Annotated in this window: 12 protein-coding genes; 9 read left to right on the top strand and 3 right to left on the bottom strand. The window is 43.5% G+C overall.

The window, feature by feature from the left end:
• Nucleotides 1–288 precede the first annotated feature (288 nt).
• On the top strand, nt 289–1,200 hold the full coding sequence (locus PODO_RS23070; protein WP_038572925.1) for a methyl-accepting chemotaxis protein: 912 nt from the start codon (nt 289–291) through the stop codon (nt 1,198–1,200).
• Nucleotides 1,201–1,334: 134 nt separating this feature from the next.
• Here the strand turns inward: PODO_RS23070 and PODO_RS31565 are convergent, their stop codons facing one another.
• Nucleotides 1,335–1,658 (bottom strand): hypothetical protein, encoded by a 324-nt coding sequence (locus tag PODO_RS31565; protein ID WP_038572923.1) that lies wholly within the window; start codon nt 1,656–1,658, stop codon nt 1,335–1,337.
• Nucleotides 1,659–1,998: 340 nt separating this feature from the next.
• Between PODO_RS31565 and PODO_RS23060 the strand changes: the two genes are divergently transcribed.
• The 7 genes from PODO_RS23060 (at nt 1,999) to mtaB (ending at nt 9,053) form a co-directional block, all read left to right on the top strand.
• Nucleotides 1,999–2,559, top strand: a complete 561-nt coding sequence (locus tag PODO_RS23060; RefSeq protein WP_036683913.1) for an RNA polymerase sigma factor — start codon at nt 1,999–2,001, stop codon at nt 2,557–2,559.
• On the top strand, nt 2,519–4,195 hold the full coding sequence (locus PODO_RS23055; RefSeq protein WP_155288179.1) for a DUF4179 domain-containing protein: 1,677 nt from the start codon (nt 2,519–2,521) through the stop codon (nt 4,193–4,195). Before PODO_RS23060 ends, PODO_RS23055 begins: the two co-directional genes overlap by 41 nt.
• Nucleotides 4,196–4,299: 104 nt before the next feature.
• The gene (locus PODO_RS23050; RefSeq protein ID WP_038572920.1) at nt 4,300–4,878 is read left to right on the top strand and encodes a DNA-3-methyladenine glycosylase I; all 579 of its coding nucleotides are present in this window, start codon (nt 4,300–4,302) and stop codon (nt 4,876–4,878) included.
• Between the two features lie 145 nt (nt 4,879–5,023).
• Nucleotides 5,024–6,076: a 50S ribosomal protein L11 methyltransferase gene (gene prmA / locus PODO_RS23045; RefSeq protein WP_038572918.1), complete on the top strand. Its 1,053-nt coding sequence runs from the start codon at nt 5,024–5,026 to the stop codon at nt 6,074–6,076.
• A 2-nt stretch (nt 6,077–6,078) separates the two neighbouring features.
• Nucleotides 6,079–6,762, top strand: a complete 684-nt coding sequence (locus PODO_RS23040) for a site-2 protease family protein (RefSeq protein WP_036683904.1) — start codon at nt 6,079–6,081, stop codon at nt 6,760–6,762.
• A gap of 179 nt (nt 6,763–6,941) precedes the next feature.
• Nucleotides 6,942–7,706 (top strand): RsmE family RNA methyltransferase, encoded by a 765-nt coding sequence (locus PODO_RS23035; protein ID WP_036683903.1) that lies wholly within the window; start codon nt 6,942–6,944, stop codon nt 7,704–7,706.
• A gap of 3 nt (nt 7,707–7,709) precedes the next feature.
• Nucleotides 7,710–9,053: a tRNA (N(6)-L-threonylcarbamoyladenosine(37)-C(2))-methylthiotransferase MtaB gene (mtaB, locus tag PODO_RS23030; RefSeq protein WP_038572916.1), complete on the top strand. Its 1,344-nt coding sequence runs from the start codon at nt 7,710–7,712 to the stop codon at nt 9,051–9,053.
• A 343-nt stretch (nt 9,054–9,396) separates the two neighbouring features.
• On the opposite strand, the gene PODO_RS23025 is transcribed toward mtaB, so the two are convergent.
• Both PODO_RS23025 and PODO_RS23020 read right to left on the bottom strand, forming a co-directional pair.
• Nucleotides 9,397–9,723 carry an AzlD domain-containing protein gene (locus PODO_RS23025; RefSeq protein ID WP_038572914.1) on the bottom strand — a complete coding sequence of 109 codons (327 nt, stop codon included), beginning with the start codon at nt 9,721–9,723 and terminating at the stop codon, nt 9,397–9,399.
• Entirely contained in the window at nt 9,714–10,448 is a 735-nt protein-coding gene (locus tag PODO_RS23020; protein ID WP_036683898.1) for an AzlC family ABC transporter permease, read from the bottom strand. The genes PODO_RS23025 and PODO_RS23020 overlap by 10 nt, the downstream gene beginning before the upstream one ends.
• Nucleotides 10,449–10,657: 209 nt before the next feature.
• Between PODO_RS23020 and PODO_RS23015 the strand changes: the two genes are divergently transcribed.
• On the top strand, nt 10,658–12,883 hold the full coding sequence (locus PODO_RS23015) for an Ig-like domain-containing protein (protein WP_036683896.1): 2,226 nt from the start codon (nt 10,658–10,660) through the stop codon (nt 12,881–12,883).
• Nucleotides 12,884–13,025: the final 142 nt, after the last annotated feature.

The raw sequence follows: 13,025 nt of genomic DNA, 5'->3' as shown, positions 1-13,025 counted from the left end.
ATTAATTAGGGAAAACCTCCCTGAAAAACGCTCGAAAAGATAGAAAAAGCCTGATTTCATGAGTTTTTGGGGAGTATTTCCCTAAAAGATAGATCAACCTTCGAATCTTGCACATCATTAGGGAAGTTTTCCCTAATTATCATTATTTTCAATTATATTAGCGTCTGCAGATGTTATAAATATTTTAAGTGAAATAGCTAATATCACACTACAAATTAAGGATGTATAACTGTTCGAATATACTAACTACGACCAATCAAGTATTGAATTTTTTCAGGGGGAATTAGAATGGGGCTGGTACACTCTCAAGGAGTTACTGATGGGCTTGTTGTTAGATCTTTAGAAAGAAATTTAGCCATTATCCGGTTTGACCTTGATCGCCGAGTAGCTTATGTGAATGAGGTTTTTGCAAATTCCATGGGATATAAAAAAGATGAGATGTACGGAATGCATCATAAAGAGTTCTGTTTTTCACATTTCGCAGATAGCCCAGGTTACGAACGGTTTTGGCAGGATCTTTTTACAGGGAAGAGTTTTCAGGATAAGATCGAACGAATGGATTCGAAAGGAAATGCGGTTTGGCTTGAAGCCACCTACATGCCAGTGTTTGATGAAAGCAATGAACAAGTCATCGGAGTATCTAAAATAGCAACTAATATCACCCAAAGACAAAGCAACATGAGTAATGTTGTACTACGGATGCAAGAGATGGCAGACAGCTTGAATCAAAGAGCAGATTTAGGTATTGAGCGCAGTCAAGAATTATTACGAAGCATCAACAAAATCGCCGAAGTATCGATAGAAAATACACATACTCTAGCTAATCTTGAAAAGCAAGCTGTATCGATTCATAGCATCGTGCAAACGATTCGCGATATTGCTTCGCAAACGCAATTATTAGCCCTAAATGCTGCTATTGAGGCAGCGCATGCCGGGGAGTATGGCCGAGGTTTTGACGTGGTGGCAAAAGAAGTAAGAAAGTTATCTTCCATGGTACAAGATTCGATCATAAAGGTACGGGATAGTGTGGATGCGATCACGCTGGAAATTGGAAAGATCTCTATAGGTACAAATCAAGTGCAAGAAAATATAGAAGATAGTCAGCAGCAGGTTCTGGTGGCGTTGGAGGATTTTTCGAAGATTGCTTCATCTGCACAAAATCTCGACACACAAGCGCGTGAAGTTATGGATATTCTCTAGCAGCAGTATGTATGTTGATAGATTGAATATCAGCAAAAAAGGGTCGGTCTCCTACTTGCGAGAGATAGACCCTTTTAATTGTTGGTATTATCCGATTTTGTTAACAATCAAGGTAGGAATCATATATCTATGATTTATGATGACTCCGTTAACTCCGGTGTTACCAGAAGCACCAGTCGTGCCAGTGACTCCAGTAACTCCCGTGTCCCCAATCGCCCCATCAGAGCCAGTCCCACCTTTAGCCCCATCACCCCAGTAGCGCCTGTCGCGCCAGTTGCCCCATCATACCCAAGTAATTCTGCTGTAACTAATCGATGCGGGGCTACTAATCTTTCTGCACTGTCTTTACCCCAAAATGAGAGTTGAATTGGATGATCTGGCAAACTAGCAGTTGTGAAAAAAAATTCGAAAGTATCAAAATCCGCAAAATAATTTTTAGTTATTACTTGATTTGGCATCACATCTAGCAGATCGCATACATATTGAATTCTTTCTCATTCATGTAGTAGCCTTCGATCAGAACTGTGGAAGCAATCTGACCGCTACCATTAGCAATTTTGACCGACCGTGACCTGTTGTGTAAGTCTTGTGTTGTTTTCTGAGTTAACATTGTTTTCTATCGGACCCGTAGTTAAAAGAGTCATTGTCCTTCCTCTATTTGCTTCGTTTAGATTATTAAGCCTGTTTGATTTTTTCTATGTCTTTAAGAGTAGCGATAGTTTATGCTCAGAAAAACGAACCTTTTCCAAGGATTGGTTGTCATATAGATATCTCAGTCAAGAAAGGAGGGCGCAAGATTTGGAGAGTAACCGGGAGTTGTTTGAAACCTACAATAAAGATGTATACCGGACTTGCTACTATATGGTGCATGACGCGGCGGATGCAGAGGATTTGACTCAGGATGTCTTTATTACAGTATTTCGCAGCAATCGTGAGCACGTGGAGCATATCAAGGCTTGGATTATGAAAATAACGGTCAACCATTGCCTCAATCATTTGAAACGAAAACGAACCTTGCAACAGAAGATAACGGACAACCTTCATTTCTTTAATAAAACGGCAGAAACAGCTGTGGAGCAGCAGATTGAGCAGCGTGAGACGGAGGTCGAGTGGGCGCAATATATGAGCCAGGTCCCTATCAAACTTAGGATGGTGCTCACACTTAGGTATATGCATGATTTCAGTCTGGCTGAAATTTCGGATCTGCTGTCCATTCCACTTGGAACGACCAAATCTAGGCTGCATAAAGGACTAACGGTAATGAGGAGAATCCTGCAGGAGGCTGGGGTTCAAATTGAACTAAAGGAGGGCGAAGCTTTTGAAAAAGTTAGAAAATATGCTGGAGCATCGTTTAAATGAAGATAAAGGCGTGCCTTATCCAGATTTTGAACGCATGTGGGGACGTTTAGAGCAAGAAAACAGTACAATGACTCCCCTACAACTTCGTATGGCCAATGGTAGCGGGAACAGAGGGAGAAACTGGAGTAAAATAGCTGTGGTTGCTTCATTTTCAGTACTTATTGCAGCGGCACCCGTATATGCGGCAGTGCATTATGATTGGGATAATTTGCTCCATGGGAGAGGAGGCGTTCAAGCAGCGCTGGCCCAAAATCTCGGACAACAACTGAACCAGTCGGTGACACAGGATGGAGTAACTCTGAAGCTACATACAGCGATTGTGGATGAGAATCGGACGGTTATCTTATTCACTTTGGATGTAGGAAAACGCTTGGAAAATGAAAATTGGAATGTTAAAGGAATGACTTTGAAGGGCGCAGATGGGGCGAATGGTCCCAGTGAGTTCAGTTATGTGTTATGGGATGAGAAAAATCAACATTACAACGGATATTTCGAGAGTGATTGGACACCGAAAAAGGATACTGTGAATGTGCAACTAGTTGCAGATAATCTGCAAGCCTTTAGCACACAGGAGTTAGATTTACCGCTGGATATCCAATCGCAGGAGACACAAAAGTTTCCTATTGGACAGGAAGGAATGCGCAGCATAGAGGTGAAACCTTTTACCCAAGGACAAGAAAAAATATTATTCTCTACAGCGATCATTTTTGATCAGCCAGAAGCAAAAGAATGGGCCTTTCCAAATATTGTTGCATACAAAAACGGAACGCTCATAAATTCGCTGGCAGGAGGTGCTTTCGGTACACCGGGAGAAAACGGGGAATATACGTCCCAGCAATATTTTAAGGCGGCTGATATTTCCAGCGGAGAAGTGAATTACAAGCTGCAGTACATGAAACAAGAGAAAAAGGTTGAGGGGCCACTAGCTTTTGATCTTCAATTAAGCAAAAAGCAGATGGAGAGCGGAACCATAAATACTTCATTGAATCTGCCGCTAGAAGAGGGCGAACCTAATTACACGCTGGAGAAAATGGTAGTGACGCCTACTCAAATTCGAATCGCTATTAGAAGTAAAGAGAAAGGCACCAATTTCCCGTATCAAAAGTCTACTCTTGAAGTAGCAGGCAAGACGCTGGAGGGCAATTTCTGGAGATCTCCAGAAGGTGAGCCGGAATTAACAGTGCTTCGTTTTGAGCGGCCAGTTGACCTTGAAATCACAGAAGAGACGCCAATTACCTTTGTTGCTAAATACAAGGTAACTCAGCACGGCAGCTATAAAATTAACAAGGACGAAAAAACACCACTTCTGTTGACGAATATATCTGATAAGAAACAGACGCTTATTCAGCAGCTTAGCGGTTATCCGGTAAAATGGACGTACTATATGCAGGGTGCCGATCTTTATGTAGAGACTGAAAGTGAAGATGCTCGCTTCGGTGGAATTAACCAGACCCATATCGGACTAGGGAAAGAGCGTATTTTAGGTAAACCTCTGACCGTTAATTTCACTGGGGATGGAAACAATAAGGCCATTGATGTTTACAAGGGTTTCAAAGGTACAGAAGCTTCTATTTATATATTCTTCTATACTACTGACGATCCGGATAAAGAAACAAGAGTGCAGCTGCGGCCATAGAAAATTTTTTTTAGGGAGGAACCTTGTGTTCTTCCCTTTTTTTCGTTTACAGTGAGTAGATGCTGAGTGGACTCAGCGAGGATTAGCGTAAAGGAGAGAAAAGGATGGAAATCACTCGCTGTGCTTGGGTTAATGAGGATCCTTTATATATCGCATACCATGATGAAGAGTGGGGTAAACCTCTGTATGATGACCGGAAGCTGTTTGAATTACTTATGCTCGAAGGCATGCAGGCAGGATTAAGCTGGTACACCGTCTTAAAAAAGCGGGCACATTACAGAGAGGTATTTGATGGATTTGATCCGGAAAAGATTGTGCATTATGATGAGCCGAAAATTGCTGAGCTGATGAACGATCCCGGGATTATTAGAAATCGCTTAAAGATTGATTCTATCATTCGTAATGCAAGCGTATATTTGCAAATTAGTGCGGAAACAGGCAGCTTTGCAGATTATCTCTGGAGTTTTGTGGGGGGTGCACCTTCGATTAACCATTGGAAGACACGTGCGGATGTCCCTGCTTCGACGGCTCAGTCTGACGCAATGAGTAAAGCATTAAAAAAGCGAGGCATGAAGTTTGTCGGCTCTACCATATGTTATGCTTTTATGCAGGCATCGGGGATGGTAGATGATCATTCGCTCGATTGCTTTTGCAGGAGCAGCACGGGCATAGCAGAGCGTTGATCTGTAGTTTGGCGTTACCCCAAGAAGAAATGTTATACTATGAAGCGAATGCTCACAAAACTAAGTCTATGCTTACGAAGCCAGTTTTGCACGAAGTCAATCAATGAAGCTAACGCTCACAAAACTTTAGGAGGATCACATAAAGATGTTATGGCATGAAGTGACGATACATACAACAGAAGAAGCACAAGAAATGATTTCGAATTTTTTATATGAAGCAGGAGCGGGTGGGGTTTCTATTGAAGAATCCGGAACACTCAGTAAAGAGCGGAATACGCGTTACGGTGAATTATACGACCAACCCTTGAATGATATCCCAGAAGGGGAAGCGGTAATCAAAGGTTATTATGCCGATTCCACGGATATGGATGCTGTTATAGAAGAACTGACTCCACGGGTAGCAGAATTGCGTGAGTACGGTATTGATCCGGGCAAATCGCTGATTTCTTGGAAAACCGTAGATGAAGACGAATGGGCGCATGCTTGGAAGCAATATTTTAAACCGCTCAGGGTATCGGAGCGTCTCACGATTAAACCAACTTGGGAGGAATATACGCCTGAGCGCCCAGATGAAGCAATCATTGAGCTGGACCCTGGTATGGCATTTGGTACAGGGACTCACCCTACAACTGCTTTGTGCCTGCGTGCGCTTGAAAAGAATATTAGCGGCGGCGAAGAAGTGATCGATGTCGGTACGGGGTCAGGAATATTGGCTGTAGGTGCGATGCTGCTTGGTGCGAAATCCGTGCTGGCGTTAGATTTGGACCCGGTAGCTGTTGAAAGTGCGCGCGAGAATGTAGCACTGAACAAACTTGAGAAGTTCATTACGGTAAAAGAAAGCGACCTGCTCTCCTTGCTAGGCGGTGAAGGCGTAGCTGACACAGCTGCTGGAGAAATGTGGCCATCCGCTAGACCGGGTCACACTCTTGAGGGAACACCTGCTGAGCAAGTAACAGAGGATAGTCTTGGCGTTACACTCCCAGTGAAGATTGTAGTTGCGAATATTTTGGCAGAAATCATCGTATTGTTTACGGATGACGTGTATCGTGCACTTCAGCCAGGAGGCTTGTATATTACCTCTGGTATTTACAAGGATAAAGAAGGACTTGTGGCTAACGCACTACAAGAGTCCGGCTTTGAGATTATGGAAGTATCCCGTGAAGAAGATTGGGTGGCATTTACAGCCGGAAAGAGGTAAAAATGGATATATTGCAAAGTATAATACGTGTAGATCTGGATCAGCTTCCTTTTCTGCTCATTACGATTTTAATTGCTTTTACAGTACATGAATTCAGTCATGCTTATTTCGCCAATAAGTTCGGTGACCCTACCGCTAGATTATTAGGACGCATGACGCTTAACCCTGCTGTACACTTCGATTTTTTTGGTATTTTACTGCTGCTGGTTGCTGGTTTCGGGTGGGCGCGTCCGGTTCCTGTAAACCGCGATAACTTTAGCCGCCCCCGTCTGATGGGAGTCATTGTGTCTGCTGCGGGCCCAATCAGTAACCTGTTACTAGGGATTATTGGTGCTTTAATATATGGGGTGCTTGCGGCAACTGGTGTATTAGAGTCGATCTCCAATGACCGCGTATTAGAGGCAGTGTATTTGTTCTTTGGCACCTTTATTCAATGGAACTTCTTTCTATTCTTATTCAATCTGATTCCATTGCCTCCGCTGGATGGCTACCGGATTGTGGAGGATATTGCCCCTCGCTCTATTCGGGGCAAATTACAGCAATTTGAGCAATGGGCTGTATTTATATTTTTATTAATTCTGTTTATTCCAGGGTTACGAACCTATACCATTGATCCTCTTGGCCACTGGGCTAGTGAAATGTCGAGAACATTTGTGCAGCTATTCCTAAGAATGTTTGGCAGCTAAGGTAGGGACTGAAGTCTGGTCAACCCTGCTTAAACATTGTATTATGTAATTTGTTGAAAAATAGGATAGTTAAATTTCGCCTGATCCATAGTTATATTTCTCTAAGAAACGGGTGACGTCTTAATTAAGGCGTCTTTACCGTTTCTTCTTACTGAATTCATGAACAGGATGATGAAGAGATGCAGCGATATTTTGTTACACCGGAGCAGTTTGGTACGGATAACGTTAGAATTGACGGAGAAGATGCAAGGCATATTGCCAAAGTGATGCGCGGTAAGGCTGGGGACAAGCTTATTGTCAGCGATGGCGTCTCCCGTGAAGCGTTAGTGGAGATTGCTCAGATCGAAATTGGGGAAGTGACAGTGAATATCCTGGAAACCCTGGAGATGACGCATGAACCGCGGATAAAAATCACAGTGGCTCAGAGCTTACCCAAGGCTGATAAGATGGAAACTGTCATTCAAAAGTGTACAGAAATTGGAGCCGTTGGTTTTATTCCTTTTCTGTCGGAGCGCACGATTGTACAGTACGATGAACGCAAGGAAAGTAAGCGGCTGGACCGCTGGCGTAAAATTTGTAAAGAAGCTGCCGAGCAGGCACACCGGAACATCGTTCCGGCTGTAGGCTCACCGTTATCCTGGAAGCAGCTGCTCCAGACTTTTAGTGAGTATGATGCAATTTATTTCTGTTATGAAAAAGAAGAAGGCTTGCAGCTTCGCAGCAGTGTTGCCCCTTGGTTATCCTCGCTTTCACCGCAGGCTGGTGGGAAGGTATTGATTGTGGTAGGTCCTGAAGGGGGCTTTACACCAGAGGAATGCCAAAAGGCAGAAGAAGCTGGTGCGGTTTCCGTAGGACTAGGACGGCGTATTCTGCGCTGTGAGACAGCGGGCATGGTTGCCGCTGCTTGTATTTTATATGAATCTGGAGAAATGGGAGGAGCTTAAGAGATGCCATCCGTAGCATTTTATACTTTAGGTTGTAAAGTGAATTTTTATGACACCGAAGCCATCTGGCAGCTATTCAAAAATGAAGGTTACGAGCAGGTCGATTTCGAGGGACCTGCCGATGTATATCTGATTAATACTTGTACTGTAACTAATACAGGTGACAAAAAAAGCCGTCAAATGATTCGTCGTGCCGTTCGCCGCAATCCGGAGGCTATCGTGGCGGTTACTGGCTGCTATGCACAGACCTCTCCTGGTGAGATTCTTGATATTCCTGGTGTCGATCTTGTTATTGGTAACCAGGACCGCGATCAGATCATGACGCATGTGAAGAACATTGAAGCCTCACGTCAGCCAGTCAACGCTGTTCGTAATATTATGAAGACACGTGAATTCGAAGAGATGGATGTACCTGGCTTTGCGGATCGGACGCGTGCTTTTATGAAGATTCAGGATGGCTGCAACAACTTCTGCACATTCTGCATCATTCCATGGTCACGTGGACTTTCCCGCAGCCGTGATCCCAAAAGCATCGTAACCCAGGCGCATCAATTAGTAGAAGCAGGGTATAAAGAATTTGTTCTCACGGGTATTCATACCGGTGGTTACGGTGATGATCTTGATAATTACCGTCTAGCCGATTTGCTGTGGGATCTAGATAAGGTGGATGGACTGGAGCGGGTACGTATCAGTTCTATCGAAGCCAGCCAGATCGATGAGAAGCTGCTGGAGGTGCTGAACCGTTCCTCTAAAATGTGCCGTCATCTGCATATCCCGCTGCAAGCCGGACATAATGATGTGCTGAAAGCAATGCGCCGTAAATATACGACAGAAGAATATTACGCCAAAATGCAGCTGATCCGTCAGGCGATGCCGGATGTCGGGATTACTACGGATGTTATCGTTGGATTCCCGGGAGAGACCGATGAAATGTTCCGTGCCGGCTACGATTTCATGAAGGCTATTAATTACTCTGAGATGCATGTATTCCCTTACTCCAAGCGGACGGGCACTCCAGCAGCGCGGATGGAGAATCAGATCGACGAAGAAATCAAAAATGTACGCGTGCAGGAACTGATTGATCTTTCAGAAGAAATGCAAATAGCTTATGCTCGTAAATTTGTAGGCCAGACATTAAGTGTTATTCCGGAAAGAGCCGCAAAAGGGGCTCCGGGCCGCAATATCCAGCATGGGTTTAGCGACAACTATTTGCAGGTGTTCTTCGATGGTGAAGATTCACTCCAAGGAGAACTTTGTCAGGTGAAGATAACGGAAGCTGGCGTGAACGAATGCCGCGGCGAGTTGATCGGGGTTAGTCAGACTGGGCTTCAGCAGGCTGTTCGTTAAGCAATAAATATCCGTTAAGCAATAAATATTAGTAAAAAGAAAACAGAGCAGTCATTTTCCCGTTAATGGGGAAGGGCTGCTCTGTTTTTTAGTTGCTGCTGCCTAGACCACCAATTCATAACAATCTCCTGATGCTTTCGGACCCAGATGGCGTTATTTGCAATTTTTTTGCCTTTTATGCTTAGTTTCGGACCCCAGTGCAGCTATTCCTCAGAAAGTGGTTCATAATAGGTGTTTTTCATGACAATAGCGACAATGGTGTCCGTTAGTGTTCCAAAAGTGGGATATTGCTGCGAATAAGGTCAACTGGGTCCGATAGTGACTTCATACGCGTAGAAGTGGATCAAAAAAACATCCGTAGGATCATGATTGAAACAATTCCCGCCACTACAGTGCCTAGCAAGCTCCGGGTTTTTATCGCAACCAAAAAAGTAGGCAATGCCGCAAAAAGCTCAATGTTATTAGCTAAAGACGAAAATTCTCCATCATTCAAAAATATCTCCTGACCTATTAATGCCGCCATAACAGAGATAGGAACATAATTTAACCAGCGCATTCCCCATTTTGGCAATTCAAACCGGCTAAGGATCATAAGCGGAACCACCCTGGGAATAAAGGTCACAAAAGCTGCTCCTAGAATGATCAGAAATACATCCCATCTCACTTCCATTTTTCAAACACCATCCCTATCGTTGACGCAATAACTGTAGCGATAATCACTCCAACACTACTGGAGAATAGGAAAGAGCTTCCTACTGCTATGATTACGGCAAGGATTGCGACAACCAAATCTAGTTTGATTTTATTACGGTCAATCATGGAAATTACAAGAATGCCAATAAACATCGCAGGTAAGGCAAACTGCAAACCGAATTGATCAGGGTCTGAGATCCACTGGGCTAAAAAAGCTCCCGCTACATTCGCAAGAAACCAATTTAAATATGCTGTGAGATTTAGACCGTGCATCCATTTTTCACTGATTTGCTGCTTATTCAAAGCTTGATTGATGGCAACTCCAAAGGTCTCATCAGTCAATAAAGAACCAACCAGCATATTTCTCAGTGGGGAAAGATGGCGGAAATAAGGAGAAAGAGCTGCACTAAGCAAAATATGGCGAAGATTCACGATAAATATCGTAATGATAATGGCCGCAGGCGAGCTGCTAACGGCTATCATTCCAGCAGCTATAAACTGAGCGGAGCCCGCGTAAAGAATCAAGCTGATTAAGGCAATCTCAGCAATGCTGAGTCCGGCTGTCTTTTGAACAACGCCTGCTGCAAGTCCGATGCTTAAGTAGCCTAGTAGTGTGGGAATACAATCTTTTACCCCTTTAAGGAAGCTATCTTCCTGTTTAGGAGACGGGATTGCTTCTAGTTGGACGTTCTCTGCACTCATCGTAGCCCCCTTGTTTCAAGAAAGAATTTAGTAGTTAGCATATTACTTCCTAATATTTTGATCAACCTTTACCGTATTATCTAGTCTGAAAGTCCCGAATTTCGCTTTATAGAGCCAGGGGGTAAACACTTAGGGTACAATTGTCGATATAAGTAAAAGAGTGTGGGGATAAACCACCGAACGACATTATAGCCTAAGGGAGAGAACAAATGACTGTGTACAGGAAAATGACGAAAATGCTCCTCATCATGATATTGTTAGCTACTGCGGTTTTTCCGGTAAGTGTCTTTGCAGCGACCGGCGATATCAACTCGATTGAATTCGAAAGCTCAGCTAAAGTAGAGCTTACGGTTGGACAAACGCCAAAGCAACTTAAGGTATATGCGAATGTGGAAGGGTCCTCATCTAAAAGAGATGTGACAGGTGCAGTTGTATGGAATTCTTCTAACACAAACGCTGTAAAGGTAGTAAATGGCCTGCTGACTCCGATAGACAGTGGAAAAGCTATTATTACAGCGACTTATAATCATGCACTTGCTACCATTGAAGTTGAGGTAGCACATCCTGTTAAAGAACTGAAGCTCGAATATAGTTCTGAAGGGAACTACAAATTGGGTGATGATGAGGATAAACTGCTGGTCAAAGCCAATGCGATTGGTGGAGAAACAGCGACTTCTGCTAAGGATGTAACGGCTGATACTACTTGGAGCAGCTCGAACACAAGCGTATTGACCATTGCAGAAGGTAAGATCACTTTGGCTGGTGAAGGTACAGCAACGATCACTGCCAAATACAAGACCTTAACAGCAACCTTTAAGGCTGTAGTGAAATTGCCTTATTCTGAAATTGAGCTTAAACATGACGACAAAATCGTTAAAGAACTAGAGATGCTAGTTGGAGATGCACCTTTGAAATTGGTTGCAGAGACTAAAGAAACTACAAAATCCAGCGCAAATGATATTTCAGCGAAAGCGGAATGGTCCTCTTCTAGTGCTAGTGTAGCTACAGTAGACAAAGGCGAGATCAAAGTGTTGTCTGCTGGTAAAGCTGTAATTACAGTATCCTATCTGGGGATTACACAAACTGTAGACGTATATGTACGTGCTCCTTATGAAGCGCTACTACTTACTCCTACAGGAGATCAATTCCTGTTTATGGGTGAAACCCTGAACGTTAAGGCTGAGGTTCGCGATGCTGCGAATTCTACTCCGAATATTTCAGGCAGCGCAGTATGGACTTCGGATAACCAATTGGCGGCAACCGTTACGCCTGGTAGCGATACCGCGGCAGTGACTGCTAAAGCAGTGGGAACTTCGGTTATTAAAGCAGAGTACAGAGGAATTAATAAAAGCTTTAAGCTGACAGTTTATCCTACGATTACAGAACTGGAAGCCGACAAGACGGAACTGGAGCTTTACACAGATGACACCGTAAGCCTTCCAAAAGTAAACGGTACAAAGCTTGACGGAACAAAGCTAGATCTTAGCAGTGATATCGAGTGGACCTCTGCGGATGATGAGATTGCCACCATTAAAGACGGTAAAATTGTAGCTGAATCGGCAGGTATTGTGAAGGTTATCGGTAAAATAAAATCAGAAAACCCAACGACTTCAAAAACAGCTGTAAGAGAAAAAAGTGTTGAAGTAAAGGTTACAGTGAAAGATAAAGTCCTTGTCTTGCTTGGACCAGAAGAAAATCTGGTGATTGTTACTGGTGAAGAGAAGGCTGTTCCTGAAGTGAAAGCTGTGATGGAAAACGGCAGTGAACTTGATGCTACTGGAACTATGGAATGGGAGCTTACCGGTACGAATGCAATTATCAAGACAACAACTTCCGGTAAGGTAATCAAAGGACTGGTGAAGGGTTCTGCTACTTTAAAGGGAACTTACGCCAATAAAACCATCAGTATCCCAGTTACCATTGAACAAAAGGTTACTAAGCTTGTTGTAGAACCTACTGCTATCGAAATGAACATTAAAGGCTCTAAAGCGATAAAGGTAACGGCTTATTATTCTAATGGTAAGACAGGAAATGTCTCCAGCAGTATGAATTGGCAGTCCTCGAATGAGGCGGTTGCTACGGTTAAAGCTACATCCGTTAAAGCAGTAACAGAAGGTACTGCTACGCTGACAGGATCTTACCAAGGGATTGCTGCTAGTGTCAAAATTACTGTAGTTCCTAAACTGACAAAGCTAACCGTTAATGAAAGCAGACTGAAAATGGCTCCGGGAGCCGTTCAGAATGTAGTCGTGACTGCACAGTATGATACTGGTAAGACTGCTGTTGTTACTGGAAGTGCGGTATGGACCAGCTCCAAGCCTTCTGTAGCGAGAGTATCTGCTAGCGGTCAGATTGTAGCTGTGAGTAAAGGAACGACATCCATTAAAGGAAAGCTAGGCGGCAAGACAGTTACGGTATCAGTGACAGTGAAGTAATAGAAAATAGGATCTGAATAATCAACTATGAATCTGCAAAGCCAACATTATGTTGCTTTGCAGATTTTTTTATTTGGATTCTATAGTAATTCCGACTATTCCGATGTATAATCACATAAAACATAATAGATGCGTTGGGGGA

Source organism: Paenibacillus odorifer, assembly GCF_000758725.1.
In the GTDB taxonomy this organism is placed as follows: Bacteria; Bacillota; Bacilli; order Paenibacillales; family Paenibacillaceae; genus Paenibacillus_AQ; species Paenibacillus_AQ odorifer.
The sequence above is the reverse complement of the archived record's forward strand: the minus strand, read 5'-3'. Positions and strand labels throughout refer to the sequence as shown.

Coding starts and splice junctions, on each gene's coding strand:
- PODO_RS23070 (WP_038572925.1), top strand. CDS start 289: ATGGGGCTGGTACACTCTCAAGGAGTTACTGATGGGCTTGTTGTTAGA.
- PODO_RS31565 (WP_038572923.1), bottom strand. CDS start 1,658: ATGCCAAATCAAGTAATAACTAAAAATTATTTTGCGGATTTTGATACT.
- PODO_RS23050 (WP_038572920.1), top strand. CDS start 4,300: ATGGAAATCACTCGCTGTGCTTGGGTTAATGAGGATCCTTTATATATC.
- prmA (WP_038572918.1), top strand. CDS start 5,024: ATGTTATGGCATGAAGTGACGATACATACAACAGAAGAAGCACAAGAA.
- PODO_RS23040 (WP_036683904.1), top strand. CDS start 6,079: ATGGATATATTGCAAAGTATAATACGTGTAGATCTGGATCAGCTTCCT.
- PODO_RS23035 (WP_036683903.1), top strand. CDS start 6,942: ATGCAGCGATATTTTGTTACACCGGAGCAGTTTGGTACGGATAACGTT.
- mtaB (WP_038572916.1), top strand. CDS start 7,710: ATGCCATCCGTAGCATTTTATACTTTAGGTTGTAAAGTGAATTTTTAT.
- PODO_RS23025 (WP_038572914.1), bottom strand. CDS start 9,723: ATGGAAGTGAGATGGGATGTATTTCTGATCATTCTAGGAGCAGCTTTT.
- PODO_RS23020 (WP_036683898.1), bottom strand. CDS start 10,448: ATGAGTGCAGAGAACGTCCAACTAGAAGCAATCCCGTCTCCTAAACAG.
- PODO_RS23015 (WP_036683896.1), top strand. CDS start 10,658: ATGACTGTGTACAGGAAAATGACGAAAATGCTCCTCATCATGATATTG.